The sequence below is a fragment of the Acidovorax sp. GW458-11-26-14-TSB4 genome (assembly GCF_059423865.1).
Genome location: NZ_JBWKYR010000005.1, coordinates 298,700 through 316,179 on the forward strand (window position 1 = coordinate 298,700; position 17,480 = coordinate 316,179).

15 protein-coding genes are annotated in these 17,480 nt (G+C 66.5%); 1 reads left to right on the forward strand and 14 read right to left on the reverse strand.

What is annotated here, in order from left to right; all coding sequences use genetic code 11:
* Positions 1-116 precede the first annotated feature (116 nt).
* The 5 genes from AC07X5_RS13945 to carA form a co-directional block, all read right to left on the reverse strand.
* Positions 117-845, reverse strand: a complete 729-nt coding sequence (locus tag AC07X5_RS13945) for an alpha/beta hydrolase (protein ID WP_494770646.1) — start codon at positions 843-845, stop codon at positions 117-119.
* Positions 846-971: 126 nt separating this feature from the next.
* A complete protein-coding gene (locus AC07X5_RS13950; RefSeq protein ID WP_494770647.1) occupies positions 972-1,931 on the reverse strand; it encodes a helix-turn-helix domain-containing protein in 960 nt (319 codons plus the stop codon).
* 115 nt (positions 1,932-2,046) lie between these two features.
* Positions 2,047-5,295 (reverse strand): carbamoyl-phosphate synthase large subunit, encoded by a 3,249-nt coding sequence (gene carB, locus AC07X5_RS13955; protein ID WP_494770648.1) that lies wholly within the window; start codon positions 5,293-5,295, stop codon positions 2,047-2,049.
* A gap of 14 nt (positions 5,296-5,309) precedes the next feature.
* Positions 5,310-5,726 (reverse strand): hypothetical protein, encoded by a 417-nt coding sequence (locus tag AC07X5_RS13960; protein WP_409954413.1) that lies wholly within the window; start codon positions 5,724-5,726, stop codon positions 5,310-5,312.
* A gap of 21 nt (positions 5,727-5,747) precedes the next feature.
* The gene (gene carA, locus AC07X5_RS13965) at positions 5,748-6,920 is read right to left on the reverse strand and encodes a glutamine-hydrolyzing carbamoyl-phosphate synthase small subunit (RefSeq protein WP_494770649.1); all 1,173 of its coding nucleotides are present in this window, start codon (positions 6,918-6,920) and stop codon (positions 5,748-5,750) included.
* Positions 6,921-7,363: 443 nt separating this feature from the next.
* Here carA and AC07X5_RS13970 point away from each other — a divergent pair, with 443 nt between their 5' ends.
* The gene (locus AC07X5_RS13970; protein ID WP_409954411.1) at positions 7,364-8,167 is read left to right on the forward strand and encodes a hypothetical protein; all 804 of its coding nucleotides are present in this window, start codon (positions 7,364-7,366) and stop codon (positions 8,165-8,167) included.
* Positions 8,168-8,280: 113 nt separating this feature from the next.
* Here the strand turns inward: AC07X5_RS13970 and AC07X5_RS13975 are convergent, their stop codons facing one another.
* From AC07X5_RS13975 to rseP, 9 genes are read right to left on the reverse strand one after another with little or no spacing between them, the layout of a single operon-like run.
* Positions 8,281-9,072, reverse strand: coding sequence for a TrmH family RNA methyltransferase (locus AC07X5_RS13975; protein WP_494770650.1), 792 nt, complete (start codon positions 9,070-9,072; stop codon positions 8,281-8,283).
* A 48-nt stretch (positions 9,073-9,120) separates the two neighbouring features.
* Complete coding sequence (gene rnhB / locus AC07X5_RS13980) at positions 9,121-9,783, reverse strand: ribonuclease HII (RefSeq protein WP_409954409.1); 663 nt, start codon at positions 9,781-9,783, stop codon at positions 9,121-9,123.
* Entirely contained in the window at positions 9,743-10,915 is a 1,173-nt protein-coding gene (gene lpxB / locus AC07X5_RS13985; protein ID WP_494770651.1) for a lipid-A-disaccharide synthase, read from the reverse strand. Before lpxB ends, rnhB begins: the two co-directional genes overlap by 41 nt.
* A gap of 20 nt (positions 10,916-10,935) precedes the next feature.
* A complete protein-coding gene (lpxA, locus tag AC07X5_RS13990) occupies positions 10,936-11,733 on the reverse strand; it encodes an acyl-ACP--UDP-N-acetylglucosamine O-acyltransferase (protein ID WP_494770690.1) in 798 nt (265 codons plus the stop codon).
* A gap of 11 nt (positions 11,734-11,744) precedes the next feature.
* Positions 11,745-12,185 (reverse strand): 3-hydroxyacyl-ACP dehydratase FabZ, encoded by a 441-nt coding sequence (gene fabZ, locus AC07X5_RS13995; protein ID WP_409954406.1) that lies wholly within the window; start codon positions 12,183-12,185, stop codon positions 11,745-11,747.
* A gap of 16 nt (positions 12,186-12,201) precedes the next feature.
* Entirely contained in the window at positions 12,202-13,182 is a 981-nt protein-coding gene (gene lpxD / locus AC07X5_RS14000) for a UDP-3-O-(3-hydroxymyristoyl)glucosamine N-acyltransferase (RefSeq protein WP_494770652.1), read from the reverse strand.
* Between the two features lie 39 nt (positions 13,183-13,221).
* A complete protein-coding gene (locus AC07X5_RS14005) occupies positions 13,222-13,746 on the reverse strand; it encodes an OmpH/Skp family outer membrane protein (protein WP_409955111.1) in 525 nt (174 codons plus the stop codon).
* On the reverse strand, positions 13,746-16,043 hold the full coding sequence (bamA, locus tag AC07X5_RS14010) for an outer membrane protein assembly factor BamA (protein ID WP_494770653.1): 2,298 nt from the start codon (positions 16,041-16,043) through the stop codon (positions 13,746-13,748). Before bamA ends, AC07X5_RS14005 begins: the two co-directional genes overlap by 1 nt.
* Positions 16,044-16,088: 45 nt before the next feature.
* The gene (gene rseP / locus AC07X5_RS14015) at positions 16,089-17,450 is read right to left on the reverse strand and encodes an RIP metalloprotease RseP (protein WP_494770654.1); all 1,362 of its coding nucleotides are present in this window, start codon (positions 17,448-17,450) and stop codon (positions 16,089-16,091) included.
* Positions 17,451-17,480: the final 30 nt, after the last annotated feature.

Sequence of the window (17,480 nt, forward strand, 5' to 3'; positions counted from 1 at the left end):
CGGGCGTTGGCCGGGCGGTGTCATGGGCATGATTATGCCGTGTGTTGGGCAGGGGTCAATGCGTGGCAATACCCGTTCGCCCCTCGGATTTTTCAGGCAGGCGCAGGCGCATGGAATCAGTCCCGGCCCGCCTTTTCGATGCTGGCCGCGGCCAGCGCCGGGTCGGTAAAGCAGATCTCGTGGCTGCCCTGGCACTCCACCAGGCGGAACAGGCCCAGGCGCTCCGACAGGCGCGGGTGCCAGGGCAGGCTGTGGGGCAAGGCCACGTCCTGCTGCGCATTCAGGTAACTCTTGCCAATGTCCAGCGCCGCCAGCGGCACGGGCAGGCGGGCGGGCTCGGTGAAGGTGCGGTAGGGGTGCGGGTTGAGCAGCGCATGGCTGCTTTTCGCCAGGGCTTCGTCGGCATCGTTGATGAAGGCCTCGCGCCAGATCGGGTAAGGCAGCATCACCGCATTGCCGTTGGCCGCCGCGACCTGGTCGAACAGCGCGCGGTAGTGCGGTGGCACCAGGTCGTTGAGGCATTCCCCATCCTGCGGCACGAAGGCGTTCCAGTACACCAGCCGGCGGATGCGCCCCGCAAGCCGTGCAGGCATGTGGCTGATGACCATGCCGCCATAGCTGTGGCCCACCAGGCGCACCTCGCTCAGGTCCTGGCCCTCGATGAAGGCGGCGAGCGAGTCGACCGCGTCGGCCAGGCCCGTGGCCGCGCGGTCGTCGCCCGGCCGGTTGCCGGCCAGTGTGGGGCAGTGCACGGTGTGGCCGCGTGCGCGCAGGTGGCCGGCCGTGGCCTCCATCTCGGCGCCGGTGTGCCATGCGCCATGGACCAGGACATAGGTATCCGCCATCGTTGTCTCCTTCGGTAGTGTTGCCAGGCAGTGCCGAATGCCCCGCCCTGGCGCTACGTTAAAGAGAAGGTGGCGGACAGGATGGCCTGCACGTGCCAGCCATGTGGGCCCGGTGTGCCACCAGCGTCAGCCGCGCCGCCACTGTGCCGGACACAGCCCCATGGCACGCTGGAAGGCGCGCGCAAAGTGCGACGCATCGGCAAAGCCGCAGCGCCGGCCGATCTCGGCCACGGAGACATGCGCCAGCTGGGGCCGACGCAGCAGTTCGCGCGCCCGCGCAAGGCGCATCTGGCGCAACGTGCCCGCAAAAGTACTGCCCTGCGCCGCAAACGCACGGTGCAGGGTGCGCAGCGACACGCCGGCTTCATCGGCCAGGGCCTGGGCCGACAGGCTGCGCTGGTCGATGCGGGCCGCCATCAGCGCAGACAGGTGGGCATGCAGGCCCTGGGTGGCGCTGGCCAGCCCCAAGGGCGACTCCAGAGAGGCCGAAAGCAAGGCCCCCAGATGGTCCGACAGCAGCGCTGGCGGCAAGGCCTGGGCAGAGGCCGGATCACGCGCCAGTTGCACCGCCAGGGCCCCCAGGCTCTGGCCCCAGCCCTGGTCGCGCCAGGCCACGCGAGGGCCATGGGCCTCGGCCTGGGCCAGCCACTGCCCCACCCAGGCGCGCGGCAACTGCAGCGAAACGCAGCCCACCCCCTCGGGGAAATGCAGTTCGTAGGGCCGTGCCGAATCCACCAGCACCACATCGCCCGGCCGCAGGTGGGCCACCTGCCCGTCCTGGCGCACATGCCAGGAGGCTTCGGCCTGCGCGATCAGGTAGAACGGCAGTTGCCGGCTGCAGGCAATGCCGGCCGGCGTGCGGTAGACGTCCTGGGTGGAGGCCCGCACCTGATTGACCGACAGGCCAGCCACCGGCAGGCTCTGCAGCACCCCGTCGAAGGTGGCCGCCGCGCGCGAGCTGCAGTCCATCTCCAGGAAGGCCTCGCAGATGGCGCCGACCCAGTAGTCCAGCCGCGCCGCGGGCGCGACCGCATCGGTCGTCCAGCGGCGCAATGCCGGGGAGGCGGGTGCAGGGGCGGCGGCCATGCCAGCAATCTAGCCGCAAGCCCCGGCGGCAGGCAACAGGGCAAGCCCGCAGACAAAGAAAAAGCCCCGTGAAGGCGACTCCACGGGGCCTTGTAGCCATTGCTGGCCAAACGGATCAGGCTGCAGCGAGTTGCGCGTGCAGCTCCTGCACCGAGTACACGTCCAGCTTGTCCATGTACTTCATGCCTTCCACGGCCGCCTCGGCGCCGAAGATGGTGGTGAAGGTGGTCACGCGGGCCAGCAGCGACGAGGTGCGGATGGCGCGCGAATCGGCGATCGCGTTGCGGCGCTCTTCCACGGTGTTGATGACCATCACGATCTCGTTGTTCTTGATCATGTCCACGATGTGCGGGCGGCCTTCAGTCACCTTGTTGACCACTTGCACCGGCACGCCGGCCGCATCGATGGCGGCGGCCGTGCCCTTGGTGGCCACGAGCTCGAAGCCCATGGCCACGAGCTGGCGCGCGATGTCCACGGCGCGCGGCTTGTCGGCGTTCTTCACCGTGAGGAAGACCTTGCCGGCCGTGGGCAGCTTGGTGCCGGCGCCCATCTGGCTCTTCACGAAGGCTTCGCCGAAGGTCTTGCCCACGCCCATGACTTCGCCGGTGGACTTCATCTCGGGGCCGAGGATGGTGTCCACGCCGGGGAACTTCACGAAGGGGAACACGGCCTCCTTCACGCTGAAGTACGGCGGCGTCACTTCCTTGGTGATGCCCTGCGAGGCCAGGGTCTGGCCGGCCATGCAGCGTGCCGCCACCTTGGCCAGCTGGATGCCCGTGGCCTTGCTCACGAAGGGCACCGTGCGCGAGGCGCGCGGGTTCACTTCGAGCACGTAGATCACGTCCTTGCCGTCCATTTCCTGGATGGCGAACTGCACGTTCATCAGGCCCACCACGTTCAGGCCCTGGGCCATGGCGGCGGTCTGGCGCTTGATCTCGTCGATGGTGGGCTGCGACAGGTAGTACGGGGGCAGCGAGCAGGCGGAGTCGCCGCTGTGCACGCCGGCCTGCTCGATGTGTTCCATCACGCCGCCGATGAAGGTCACGCCGGAAGAATCACGCACGCAGTCCACGTCGCACTCGATGGCGTTGCTCAGGAAGCGGTCCAGCAGCACGGGCGAGTCGTTGCTCACCTTGACGGCTTCGCGCATGTAGCGCTCCAGGTCGCGTTGCTCGTGCACGATTTCCATCGCACGGCCACCCAGCACGTAGCTGGGGCGCACCACCAGGGGGTAGCCCAGGGCGGCGGCCTTCTCCAGGGCCTCGGCTTCAGTGCGGGCCGTGGCGTTGGGCGGCTGGCGCAGGCCGAGGTCACCCAGCAGCTTCTGGAAGCGCTCGCGGTCTTCGGCCGCATCGATCATGTCGGGCGTGGTGCCGATGATCGGCACGCCTTCGGCTTCCAGGCCCAGCGCGAGCTTCAGAGGCGTCTGGCCGCCGTACTGCACGATCACGCCGACCGGCTTTTCCTTGTCCACGATCTCCAGCACGTCTTCGAGCGTCACGGGCTCGAAGTACAGGCGGTCGGAGGTGTCGTAGTCGGTGGACACGGTCTCGGGGTTGCAGTTGACCATGATGGTCTCGTAGCCGTCCTCGCGCATCGCCAGCGCCGCGTGCACGCAGCAGTAGTCGAACTCGATGCCCTGGCCGATGCGGTTGGGCCCACCGCCCAGCACCATGATCTTTTTGTTGTTCGTCGGCTCGGCCTCGCACTCCTCGTCGTAGGTGGAGTACAGGTAGGCGGTGTTGGTGGCGAACTCCGCGGCGCAAGTGTCCACACGCTTGTAGACGGGGCGCACGTTGAGCGCGCGGCGCGCCTCGCGCACGGCCTTCTCGGTGGTCTTGAGCAGCTTGGCCAGGCGGCGGTCGGAGAAGCCCTTTTGCTTGAGCGTGCGCAGCGTGGGTGCGTCCAGTGCGGCCAGCGCACCCTCGCCCTTCTCGGCGGTGAGCTGGTCGATGTCGAGCTCGATCTTCACGATCTGCTCGATCTGCACCAGGAACCATTTGTCGATCTTGGTCAGCTCGAACACCTCGTCGACCGACAGGCCCATGGCGAAGGCATCGCCCACGTACCAGATGCGCTCGGGGCCGGGCTCGCCCAGTTCCTTTTCGAGCACTTCGCGGTCCTGGGTCTTTTCGTTCATGCCGTCCACGCCCACTTCCAGGCCGCGCAGGGCCTTCTGGAAGGATTCCTGGAAGGTGCGGCCCATGGCCATGACCTCGCCCACGGACTTCATCTGCGTGGTCAGGCGGCTGTCGGCCGTGGGGAACTTCTCGAACGCGAAGCGCGGGATCTTGGTGACCACGTAGTCGATAGAGGGCTCGAACGAAGCGGGCGTGATGCCGCCCGTGATCTCGTTGCGCAGCTCGTCGAGCGTGTAGCCCACGGCCAGCTTGGCCGCGACCTTGGCGATGGGGAAGCCCGTGGCCTTGGAGGCCAGCGCCGAGGAGCGCGAGACGCGCGGGTTCATCTCGATCACGACCATGCGGCCGTCCTTGGGGTTGATCGAGAACTGCACGTTGGAGCCACCCGTGTCCACGCCGATCTCGCGCAGCACCGCCAGCGAGGCGTTGCGCATGATCTGGTATTCCTTGTCGGTCAGGGTCTGCGCCGGGGCCACGGTGATCGAGTCGCCGGTGTGCACGCCCATCGGGTCCAGGTTCTCGATGGAGCAGATGATGATGCAGTTGTCCGCCTTGTCGCGGACCACTTCCATCTCGTACTCCTTCCAGCCGAGCAGCGACTCTTCGATCAAGAGCTCGTTGGTGGGCGAGGCTTCCAGGCCGCGCTTGCAGATGGTCTCGAATTCTTCGGGGTTGTAGGCAATGCCGCCACCCGTGCCGCCCAGCGTGAAGCTGGGGCGGATCACGGTGGGGAAGCCCACCTGCTTTTGCACGCCCCAGGCCTCTTCCATGCTGTGGGCGATGCCCGAGCGCGCCGAGCCCAGGCCGATCTTGGTCATCGCGTCCTTGAACTTCAGGCGGTCTTCGGCCTTGTCGATGGCCTCGGGCGTGGCGCCGATCAGCTCGACCTTGTACTTGTCGAGCACGCCGTGGTGCCACAGGTCGAGCGCGCAGTTCAGCGCGGTCTGGCCGCCCATGGTGGGCAGGATGGCGTCGGGGCGCTCCTTGGCGATGATCTTCTCGACCGTCTGCCAGGTGATGGGCTCGATGTAGGTCACGTCGGCCGTGGCCGGATCGGTCATGATCGTCGCGGGGTTGCTGTTGATCAGGATGACCTTGTAGCCCTCTTCGCGCAGGGCCTTGCAGGCCTGCACGCCGGAGTAGTCGAACTCGCAGGCCTGGCCGATGATGATCGGGCCAGCACCGATGATGAGGATGCTTTTGATGTCTGTACGTTTTGGCATGTTGCGTCGATCAATCAGTCGATCGTGGGTTCGGCGGCCTGGGGGCTGGCGGGCGTGGCGACGGCTGCTGCAGCGTCTCGGCGCGTGTTGATCTTGGCGATCAGCGCCTGCGTGCGCTCGGGCGGCAGGTTCTTCTGCATCAACTGCAGCAGGCCATCGCCCTGCACCAGGGGCAGCAGCACTTCGGTTTCCGCGTCATAAAACGTCACGTCCCACTCGGCCATGGCTTCGGCAAAGGTCTCGTCGTCCCAGGTCTTGCCCTTGGCCACCAGGGTGACCAAAGGCATGGCCTTGTTCTCGATGAAGGACTTCTTGTAGGGCTTTTGCGCCCAGCGCTCGGTGAACCACTCACGGTGCGGCGACGGCAGGGTCAGCACACGCTTGTGGATGGCTTTCTCGAGCGAAGCCTGGGGGAAGCTGAAGAGTTTCATGGCGCAGTTCCTAAGGTGGGCTTATTGGGTGCGCGCAGTCCGCATCGCGTCGGTGAAGCGGTCGAACAGGTAGGCAATGTCGTGCGGGCCGGGCGATGCCTCGGGGTGGCCCTGGAAGCAGAACGCCGGCTTGTCCTTGTGCACCAGGCCTTGCAGCGTGCCATCGAACAGGCTCACGTGCGTGGCGCGCAGGTTGGCAGGCAGCGAATCCATCTCCACCGCGAAACCGTGGTTCTGGCTGGTGATGCTCACGCGGCCGGTGTCCAGGTCCTTCACCGGGTGGTTGGCACCGTGGTGGCTGTTGGCCATCTTGAAGGTCTTGGCGCCGGCGGCCAGGGCCATGATCTGGTGGCCCAGACAGATGCCGAAGGTGGGAATACCGGTCTCGACGATGGTGCGCGTGGCAGCGATCGCGTAGTCGCAGGGCTCTGGATCGCCAGGGCCGTTGGAGAGGAACACGCCATCGGGCTTCATGGCCAGCACGTCGGCCGCAGGCGTCTGCGCGGGCACCACGGTGACCTTGCAGCCGCGCTGCGCGAGCATGCGCAGGATGTTCTTCTTGACGCCGTAGTCGTAGGCCACCACGTGGAACTGCGGTGCATCGAGCTTGCCGTAGCCTTGGCCCAGGGCCCACTCGGTCTCGGTCCACTCATAGGTGGCCTTGGTGGAGACCACCTTGGCCAGGTCCAGCCCGGCCATGCTGGGCGCGGCCTTGGCAGCGGCCAGGGCCTCGTCGATCAGCGTCTGCGTCACGCTCTGGCCTTGCGCCAAGCCGATGATGGCGCCGTTCTGGGCACCCTTTTCGCGCAGCAGGCGGGTGAGCTTGCGGGTATCGATGTTGGCGATGGCCACGGTGCGCTCGCGCACCAGGTACTGCGACAGGGTCTCGGTGGAGCGGAAGTTGCTGGCCAGAAGCGGCAGATCCTTGATGATCAGGCCTGCGGCATGGACCTTGTCGGCTTCGATATCCTCGGAATTGACGCCGTAGTTGCCGATGTGCGGATACGTCAGGGTGACGATCTGCTGGCAGTAGCTCGGGTCGGTCAGGATTTCCTGGTAGCCGACGATGGAAGTGTTGAACACCACCTCGCCGACGGTGGTGCCGGTGGCACCGATCGAATTGCCGATAAAGACCGTGCCGTCTGCGAGCGCCAGGATGGCGGGCGGGAAGGATCCCTTGAGAGACAAAAGCACTGGGTTCTCCGAATGGTTACGGTCGCCCGGAGTCGCAGGAAGAGATCCTGGGACTGCTGTTTGTGGGAAGTTTGCTTTGGGTGCGGCCGGGCGACGTGTTTGCGGGAAAGCCTCCAATTGTAGCCTGAGCCCGCCCATCCCCGACACACAAGCGCAACATTCCCTGGCACCCGCATGCACCATTTGCACAACCGCCAATGGAAATCAGCCACAATTGCTACGTTTTTAATAGCAGACTCTTTATTGTAACAAGCAGAGACAGATTTGGCATCCCCGTGAGCGACAACCTTCGCACGAACTGCTCCCTGCACACCCCCTCGCCGCGGCAGCAGCTGTGAGAAGCATTTCACGAACCGACACAACTTCACCCTGCCCCACCAGGTGACTTGCGCAGCGTGTCGCTAGACTTTCCCGCATTGTTTGCAACTACCAAGAGAGACGGGATGACCAAGACTTCGATCGCGCTGGCGTGCGCACTGTTCTCCACCCTGGCCGCGGCGCAGGACCTTGCAGCCTACCCCCAGGTGTTCACCGGCCCGCAGGGCCTGGAGGTGGTGCTGGCACCGACCACCGATGGCAAGGCCGCGCTGATGCGCGTGAGCGGCGTCAACGGCCCCATCGACAAGGTGGTCTTCCTGGGCAGGCAGGAACAGCGCGGCAGCGGTACCGAAGCCTATGTGACCACGCTGGACGGCCGCGACTGGGGCCTGGTGCAGAAGCAGGCCAACCGCTACGGCGGCGGCGAGCGCTACGTGACCTACCTGCCGGGCCGCCAGGGCGCGGTGGACCTGGCCTTCGACGAGAAGAAGAGCAAGGCCCTGAACACGGCCGAGATCAAGACGGCCTACGCGCGCCAGCAGAAGGACGGCGTGCAGGAAAAGCTGGCCCGCTTCGACCGCGACAAGCACCTGGCCTCGGCGCAGGCCGACCTCTCCAGCACCGACACCTCGGCCAGCAACGCTTGCGGCAGCCCGGTGAAGACGGCGGTGGACTGGAAGTCCATCGACGACGACAAGCTCAAGAAGCTCAGCATCGCCAGCTTCTGCGGCGAGGTTGCCTCGCAGATGGGCAGCATGTGCGGGAGCAATGCCGGCTTCAAGGCCAAGGCGGCGTCGCTGGGCCAGATCCAGTGCCAGTTCGGTCCCGAGCTCAAGCTGCGCGTGGACGGCCAGAAACTGGTGTTCACCACCCACCAGGATGCGCCCAACCAGGGCGACTTCGTACAGCAGTTCCTGCGCAATCAGTAGCACGGCTTTGCCTTCAACCGCCTGGCGTCGTTGGTTCGCCTCGCCGTGCTGCAGCACTGTCTGCGGCTTACCGCCCAGCTATTCGGCTGAATGCAAATCCGTACAGAGGGTGTTCAGCGCCCCGCCGCCAGCGCGCGCTGCGCTGCGCTGGCGTGCAGGCAGATGGCGGCCGCCGCGCCCACGTTGAGTGACTCTTCGCCGCCCGGCTGGGCGATGCGGATGTGCTGCGTGGCGCGCTCCTGCAGCACGGCGCTGACACCCTGCCCTTCGTGCCCCATGACCCAGGCGCAGGGCCAGGGCAGCTCGGCGCGGTGCAGGTAGTCACCCTGGTGCGAGCTGGTCACCAGCGTGGGCAGATCGAGGCCGGCCAGGTCTTCTGGCGCCAGACCCTCGACCAGATCGAGCGCGAAGTGCGCGCCCATGCCCGCACGCAGCACCTTGGGCGACCACAGGGCGGCGCTGCCCTTGAGCGCCAGCACCTGCCGGAACCCGAAGGCCGAGGCGCTGCGCAGGATGGAGCCCACATTGCCCGCATCCTGCACCCGGTCGAGCACCACGGCGGCCACTCCGGCCTGGGGCATCCGGGCCTCGGGCAGGTCGAGCACGAACCCCATCTTCGCAGGCGACTCCAGGCCGCTGATGTCGGCAAACAGGGCATCGGCCAGCACGACCACCTTGGGCGCGGCCTTGCTCCACTCCACCTGGGCAGAGGGCCACAGCGACTCGGCGAACACCGCCACCGCAGGCGCCACGCCACGCTCCAGCGCCGCGCGGCACAGGTGGTCCCCCTCAAGCCAGACGCGGCCCTGCTTGCGGTAGGCGCCGTTGTCCTGCGCCAGGCGGCGCAGATCCTTGACCCAGGCGTTGTCGCGCGAATGGATGGCGGTGACGGAAGAAGAAGTCATGGAATACAGGGCCGCAAGAGGAAAGGAGCGGCCGGAGGCCGCAGCGCCCTAGGCGCCGATGCTTGGGGAGGCTGACGGTTGCTGCACCACCAGGGCCTGCACCGGGGCGAACGAGCGGCGGTGGTGGATGCAGGCGCCATGGGCACGCAAGGCCTCCATGTGCACCACGGTGCCATAGCCCTTGTGGGCCGAAAAGCCGTAGTGCGGGAAATGCGTGTGCACCTCCTCGCACCAGCGGTCGCGGTGCACCTTGGCCAGGATGGAGGCGGCGGAGATGGATTTGACGAGCGCATCGCCCTTGACGATGGCCTCGGAGGGCACATCCAGCCGGGGCAACTGGTTGCCGTCCACCAGCACGCGCACGGGCTTCAAGCGCAGGCCCATCACGGCACGGCGCATGGCCAGCAGCGTGGCCTGCAGGATGTTCAGCTGGTCGATCTCCTCCACGCTGGCCTCGGCGATGGCAAAGCACAGCGCCTTGGCGCGGATTTCGTCGAACAGGGCTTCGCGGCGCAGCGCGGTGAGCTTCTTGGAATCGTCCAGCCCGGCAATGGGGCGCAGGTCATCGAGGATGACGGCAGCAGCCACCACAGGCCCGGCCAGCGGGCCGCGGCCGGCCTCGTCCACGCCGGCCACCAGGCCGGGTGGATGCCAGTCCAGGCTTACCTGCTCAGACAGCAGGGGCGGTGGCAAGGATTTTCTCGATCGCATCGGCAGCCAGTTGGGAAGTGTCGCGCCGCAGGCTCGCGTGCAGCGCGGAAAAACGCTGTTCCAAAGCCGCAATGGTAGCGGGATGCTGCGCTTTTGCGTCAAACCATTGCAGTGTGGCGTCGCACAGCGCCTGCGGCGTGGCGGCGTCCTGGATCAGCTCGGGCACCACGAATTCGCCGCACAGGATGTTGGGCAGCCCGACCCAGGGCTGCAGCTGCTTGCGCTTCATGAGCCACCAGCTCAAGGGGTGCATGTGGTAGCCGATCACCATGGGGCGCTTGAACAGGGCGGCCTCCAGCGTGGCGGTGCCGCTGGCGATCAGCGTCGCGTCGCAGGCGGCCAGCACGGTGTGCGACTGGCCGGTGACGATCTGCAGCAGATCGGCCACGCCCTGCTCACGCGCGACCTGCTCGATGCTCGCCTGCAGCGCGGGTACGGCGGGCACGACCATGCGCAGCTTCGGGCGCGTCTGGCGCAGCAGCGCCGCGGCCTGAAAGAAGGCGGGCGCGATGTACTGCACCTCGGAAGAGCGGCTGCCCGGCAGGATGGCCAGCACATCGTCGGCATCCGACAGCCCCAGATGGGCACGCGCGCCGGCGCGGTCCGGCACCTCGGGGATCACGCTGGCCAGCGGGTGGCCGACGTAGGTGGCGGCGATGCCATGGCGCGCCAGCAGCTCGGGCTCGAACGGGAAGATGCACAGCACGTGGTCCGCGCTCTTGCGGATCTTCTCGACACGGTCGGCCCGCCAGGCCCAGATCGAGGGGCAGACGAAATGCACCGTGGGAATGCCGGCGGCACGCAGGTCGGCCTCCAGCCCCAGGTTGAAATCGGGCGCATCCACGCCGATGAAGACGTCGGGACGCTCGGCCAGCAGGCGCGTGCGCAGTTGCTTGCGGATGGCGAGCAGCTCACGCAAGCGGCGGAACACCTCGATGCTGTAGCCGTGCACGGCCAGCCTCTCACTGGGCCACCAGGCGGCAAAACCGCGCCGGGCCATCTGCGGCCCGCCGATGCCATGGGCGGTCGCCGCCGGCCAGCGCGCCTGCACGCCGTCGAGCAGCAGGCCGGCCAGCAGGTCGCCCGAGGCTTCGCCAGCGACCATCGCCACGCGGGGCGCCTTGTCCGTCATTCGCAATCCCTCAAAGGAAATCAGCGGGCAATGCCGGCGGCAGAGCTTGCCAGGAAGGCGTCCATCAAGGCCACATCGCCCGCCGCCTCAGGCATGTCGGCCGGCAGCGCCAGGATCAGCTTGCGCGCCTCGTCCAGGGTCAGGCCCTGGCGGTACAGCAGCTTGTGCATCTCGCGGATGGCGGCGATGCGTTCGGCCGAGAAGTCGCGCCGGCGCAGGCCCACCAGGTTCACGCCGCGCACGGCCAGCGGGCTGCCGTCCACCACCATGTAGGGCGGCACGTCCTTGTTGACGTGGCTGGAGAACCCGACCATGGTGTGCGCGCCGACGCGCATGCGCTGCAGCACGCCGGTGAGGCCGCCCACGGTGGCCCAGTCGCCCACCTCCACATGCCCGGCCAGCGTGGTGTTGTTGGCCATGGTGGTCTGGTGGCCGATCACGCAGTCGTGCGCGATGTGCACGTAGGCCATGATCCAGTTGTCGTCGCCCACCGTGGTCTGGCCGCGGTCCTGTACCGTGCCGGTGTTCAGCGTGCAGAACTCTCGGATGGTGTTGCGGTCGCCGATCACCAGGCGCGTGGGCTCACCCGCGTACTTCTTGTCCTGCGGGGCGGCGCCCAGCGACGAAAACTGGAAGATGCGGTTGTCCTGGCCGATGGTGGTGTGCCCCTCGATGACGCAGTGCGCCCCCACCGTGGTGCCGGCGCCGATCACCACGTCCGGGCCGATCACGGCATAGGGCCCGACCTGGACCGTAGGGTCCAGGCGAGCGCCTTCGGCAATGACCGCCGTGGGATGGATGTTGCTCACGTTCGACAGGCCGAAAAGGCTCAACCCACCTGGCGCATGGTGCACATGAGTTCGGCTTCGCAAGCCACTTCCTCGCCGACGCTGGCCACGCCCTTGAACTTCCAGATGCCACCGCGCACGCGGTCGATGGTGATGGTCATCACCAGCTGGTCGCCCGGCTCCACGGGGCGCTTGAAGCGCGCGCCGTCGATGCCGACGAAGTAGTAGATGTTGTTCTCGTCGGGCACCTTGCCCATGGCATCGAAGGCCAGCAGCCCGGCGGCCTGCGCAAGGGCTTCGAGGATCAGCACGCCAGGCATCACCGGGCGACCCGGAAAGTGCCCCATGAAGTACGGCTCGTTGAAGGTGACGTTCTTGATCGCCTTGATGTGCTTGTTGCTCTCCAGCTCCAGCACCTTGTCCACCAGCAGGAACGGGTAGCGGTGCGGCAGTTGCTTGAGAATCGCGTGAATATCCATCATCGAGTTGTTCTTCCGTTCATGCTGCCTTGAGAGCCTGCTCCAGCGCCTTGATGCGCTCGCGCAAGCTGTGCAGTTGTTTGAGTGTTGCAGCGTTTTTTTCCCAGCGCGCATTGTCGTCGATGGGGAACATGCCGGTGTACTGGCCGGGCTGGGTCAGCGAGCGGGTAACGACCGTGGCCGCCGAGATATGCACGTTGTCCGCCAGCGTGAGGTGGCCCAGCACGATGGCACCGCCCCCCACCGTGCAGTGCGCGCCGATGGTCGCGCTGCCGGCCACGCCGACGCAGCCGGCCATGGCCGCATGCTTGCCGATGCGCACGTTGTGCCCGATCTGGATCAGGTTGTCGAGCTTCACGCCGTCTTCGATGACGGTGTCGTCCAGGGCACCACGGTCGATGCAGGTGTTGGCCCCGATCTCCACGTCGTTGCCGATGCGTACCGCACCCAACTGCTCGATCTTGACCCACTGGCCCTTCTCGGGCGCGAAGCCGAAGCCATCGGCGCCGATCACCACGCCGGCGTGGACGATGCAGCGCTCGCCGATGGAGCAGTCCTCGCCCACCGTGACGCGCGACTTGAGCACCGTGCCCGCGCCGATGCGCGCACCCCGTTCGACCACGCACAGCGGGCCGATGGTGGCGCTGGGATGCACCTGCGCCGATGGATCGACCACGGCGCTGGCATGCACCCCGCCCTGCCCTGCGGGCGCGGCGTGCTGGCGCCACAGCTGCGTGGCACGGGCGAAATAGACGTAGGGGTTATCGGCCACGATGCAGGCGCCCCGTGCCAGGGCGGCCTCGCGCATCGCCGGGGCCACAATGACACAGGCCGCCCGGGAGGCGGCCAGTTGCTGCTGGTAGCGGGGGTTGCTCAGGAAGCTGAGGTCACCCGGGCCTGCCACCTCCAGCGGCGCGATGCGGGAGATGGCCGTTTCGGCCGACCCCCCTTCCAGCGTGCCACCGAGCGCATCGACGATGTGCCCCAGGAGCAAGCTCACGCGCCACCTGCCAGGCTGCGCTGCGCTGGCGCCTTCTGCTTACTTGGCGGCAGGAGTGGCATTGAGCGCCTTGATCACCTTGTCGGTGATGTCGTGCTTGGGGTTGATGTACGCCACTTCCTGCAGGATCACGTCGTACTTTTCGGTCTCGGCCACCTGCTTGACGACGCGGTTGGCGCGCTCTTGCAAGGCCGCGTACTCTTCATTGCGGCGGGCGTTCAGGTCTTCCTGGATCTCGCGGCGCTTGCGTTGGAAATCACGGTCCTGGTCCACCAGCTGGCGCTGGCGGATCGCGCGCTGGCTCTCGGCCAGCGTGGGGGCTTCACGCTCGAACTTCTCGGAGGCGGCCTTCAGGGCATTGCCCATTTCCACGAGATCCTTCTCGCGGCGCGTGAATTCCTGCTCGAGCTTGGCCGACGCCGCCTTGGCCGAATTGGCCTCGCGCAAGATGCGGTCGGTGTTGATGAAACCGGCCTTGAAGGATTCTTGCGCTTGCGCGGGAACCGCCATGGCAAAGCTGCCAAGCAACATGACCAGGGCGAAATGGCGGGAAAGGGAGTTCATTAGAAAGACGTTCCAATCTGGAATTGCAGTTTCTGGATTCTATCGCCAGCAAACTTGCGTACCGGTTGTGCAAAGGCCAGGCGCAGGGGGCCCAGCGGGGAAATCCAGCTCAGGCCCAGCCCCACGGAGGCTCGCATGTCGCTGGCGGTTACTTTTTCATGCTCTCCATACACATTGCCTACATCAAGGAAGGTGAAGACGCGCAGCGTACGGTCGTTGCCCGCACCCGGGAACGGGGCGATCAGCTCGGCATTGAGGGTGACCTTCTTCGGGCCGCCCAGGGAGGAACCCGTCACGTCGCGCGGGCCCAGGGTGCCCTGGTCGAAGCCGCGCACCGAGCCCAGGCCGCCCGAGTAGAAGTTCTTGAAGACCGGGAAGGGGCGGCCGTTGAGGCCCTTGCCAATGCCCAGTTCACCGTTGAAGGCCAGCGTGAAGCGCTTGTTCAGCGGTACATACTGCTGGTACTGGTAGTTGGCGCGCACATAGCGCGCATCCCCCGCCACCGACCACTCGGAGTTCAGGCGCTGGAAGCGGCCCGAATTGGGTGCCAGCGCGCTGTCGCGGTCGTCGCGCGACCAGCCGACGGTCAGCGGGATCGAGGTGCTCTTGTAGCCGAAGTTGTCGGCATAGGCCAGGTAGGTGGCCGGGATGTTGGTGCCGGCCTTGATGGTGGTCTGCTCCAGGCCGCCGCCAAAGAACACCGTGTCGGTCTCGCTGAACGGCACACCGAAGCGCATCGAGCCCCCGGTGGTCACCAGCTCGTAGTTGCCGCCCTGGTCTTCGTAAGGCTTGTCGGTGCGGTAGTACAGGTCCACCGTGCGCGAGATGCCTTCGTCGGTGAAGTACGGGTTGGTGGTGCTGAACACCAGCGTACGGCGGTACTTGCTGGTGTTGACGTCCACCCCGAGGTAGTTGCCGGAGCCGAAGAAGTTCTCCTGCTTGATGCCGAAGGACAGCGACACCTTCTCGGCGCTGGAGAAGCCCACGCCCATTTGCAGCGAGCCCGTGGGCTTTTCGGCCACGTTGATCACCAGGTCCACCTGGTCGGGCGAGCCCGGCACTTCCTGCGTCTCGACGTTGACTTCGGTGAAGAAGCCCAGGCGGTCCACGCGGTCGCGCGACAGGCGGATGCGCTCGCCGTCGTACCAGGAGGCCTCGTACTGGCGGAATTCGCGGCGGATCACTTCATCGCGCGTGCGGTTGTTGCCGCTCACGTTGATGCGGCGCACGTAGGCACGGCGCGAGGGCTCGGCCTGCAGCACCAGGGCCACGCGGTTGTTCTCGCGGTCGATCTCGGGCACGGCCTCCACGCGCGCGAAGGCAAAGCCGAAGCGGCCGAAATACTCGGAGAAACCCTTGGTGGTCTCGGTCACCTGGTCGGCGTTGTAGGGCTCGCCGGGGCGGATGGTGATCAGCGACTTGAATTCGTCCTCGCGCTCCAGGTAGTTGCCTTCGAGCTTGACGCCCGAGACCACGAAGCGCTCGCCCTCGAACACGTTCACGGTGATCGAGATGCCCTGCTTGTCCGGAGAGATCGCGACCTGGGTCGACTCCACGCGGAACTCCAGGTAGCCACGCTGCAGGTAATAGGTGCGCAGGGTTTCCAGGTCGGCATTGAGCTTGGCACGCGAGTAGCGGTCGGACTTGGTGTACCAGCTGAGCCAGCCGCCCGTGTCCTGGTCGAACAGGCCCGTGAGCGTGGATTCGCTGAAGGCCTTGTTGCCGACGATGCGCACCTCGTTGATGCGCGCGGGCTCGCCTTCGACCACCGAGAAGGTGAGGTTCACGCGGTTGCGCTCGATGGGGGTCACCGTGGTCACCACCTCGGCGCCGTACAGGCTCTTGTTGATGTACTGGCGCTTGAGCTCCTGCTCGGCGCGGTCGGTCAGGGCCTTGTCGTAGGGGCGGCCTTCGGTCAGGCCGACTTCGCGCATGCTCTTCTTGAGGGCGTCCTTGTCGAATTCGCGCGTGCCCACGAAGTCCACGTCGGCAATCGTGGGGCGCTCCTCGACCACCACCACCAGCACATTGCCGGACGCTTCCAGGCGCACGTCCTTGAACAGGCCCAGCCCGAACAGCGCACGGATGGCTGCGGCACCCTTTTCGTCGTTGTAGTCATCGCCCACGCGCAGAGGCATGGATGCAAAGATGGTGCCGGGCTCCACGCGCTGCAGGCCCTCGACACGGATGTCCTGCACCTTGAAGGGCTCCAGCGCCCACGCCGCGTTGGCGACAAAGACCATGGCTGCAATGGCCGATGCGGTACGCACGCCCAGGCGATTGATTGGATTTTTCATGAATGGAACTGGAGCCGCTCCTGCAGGGCAGGCGCGGCAAAATGGTTAGCCAAAAAGCCGGGTGATATCGTTGAACAGGGCAATGGACATCATGAGGAGCAGCACCGCGACACCGCCGCGCTGCAGCCGCTCCAGCCATGCATCCGAGACTTGCTTGCCCGTCACGCCCTCCCAAAGATAATACATCAGGTGCCCACCGTCCAAAACAGGCAGCGGCAGCAGGTTCAGCACCCCCAGGCTCACGCTGATCAGCGCCAGGAACACCAGGTACTGGGTGAGGCCCATGCTGGCAGAGCGGCCGGCATAGTCGGCAATCGTCAAGGGCCCGCTGAGGTTCTTGAGGGACGCCTCGCCGATCACCATGCGCCCCATCATCTTGAGGGTGAGCAGCGAGACATCCCAGGTCTTGACCACACCGGTCCAGAAACCTTCAATCACGCCGTATTCAACGGTTACAAATTCGGGCGGCGCGCCCACGTAGGCGCCGATGCGGCCCACCGTGGCACCGAGTTCGGGATGGGCGTCGGGCAGCACCTCCAGCGTGAGCGAGTGCCCCGCGCGGTCGATCAGCCAGGGCTGCGACAGCGGCTCTGTGCCCCGCATGGACTGGCGGATCAGCTCGCGCAGTTGCTGACCATCGACCACCTCGGTGTTGCCGATCTTGAGCACCACGTCGCCCTGCCGCAGGCCCGCGCGCTCCGCCGCGCCCTTGGCCATCACCTCGCCCAGCACAGGGCGCGTCCAGGGGCCCAGGATGCCGATCTTGCGGAACAGCTGGGCATCGGCCTCGCGCGCGTCGATCTTGGACATGTCCAGCACCATCTCGCGGTGTGCGCCGGTCTGCGGCTGCACGTCCAGGCGCACGGACTCACCCTCCAGCGCACCCCGGGTCAGCAGCCAGCGCAGGTCTTCGAACGAGCGCACGGGCTCAAGCTCGTCCGAACCCAGGGCCGCGCGCTGCACCAGTTCGCCCCCGCGCAGGCCGGCACTGTGGGCCACCGACCCAGCCACCGGGCTGGCCAGCACGGCCTTGGGCTCCTCCACACCGTTCCAGTTGACGATGGAGTACAGCAGCACCGCCAGCAGCAGGTTGGCCAGCGGACCGGCAACCACGATGGCCGCGCGCGAACGCAGCGGCTGGGTGTTGAAGGCCAGGTGGCGCTCCTCGGGCGCCACGGGCGCCTCGCGCTCGTCGAGCATGCGCACGTAGCCGCCCAGCGGAAAGGCACCCAGCACGAACTCGGTCGGCGAGCCCTTGGGCCGCCAGGTGAACAGCGGCTTGCCGAAACCCACCGAAAAGCGCAGCACCTTGACGCCGCAGGCCACGGCCACGCGGTAGTGCCCGTATTCATGCACGGCGATCAATAGGCCCAGGGCGACAATGAACGCGACAACGGTCAGCAGCATGGAAAACTCCGTGGGTTGGCAGTGGCAGCG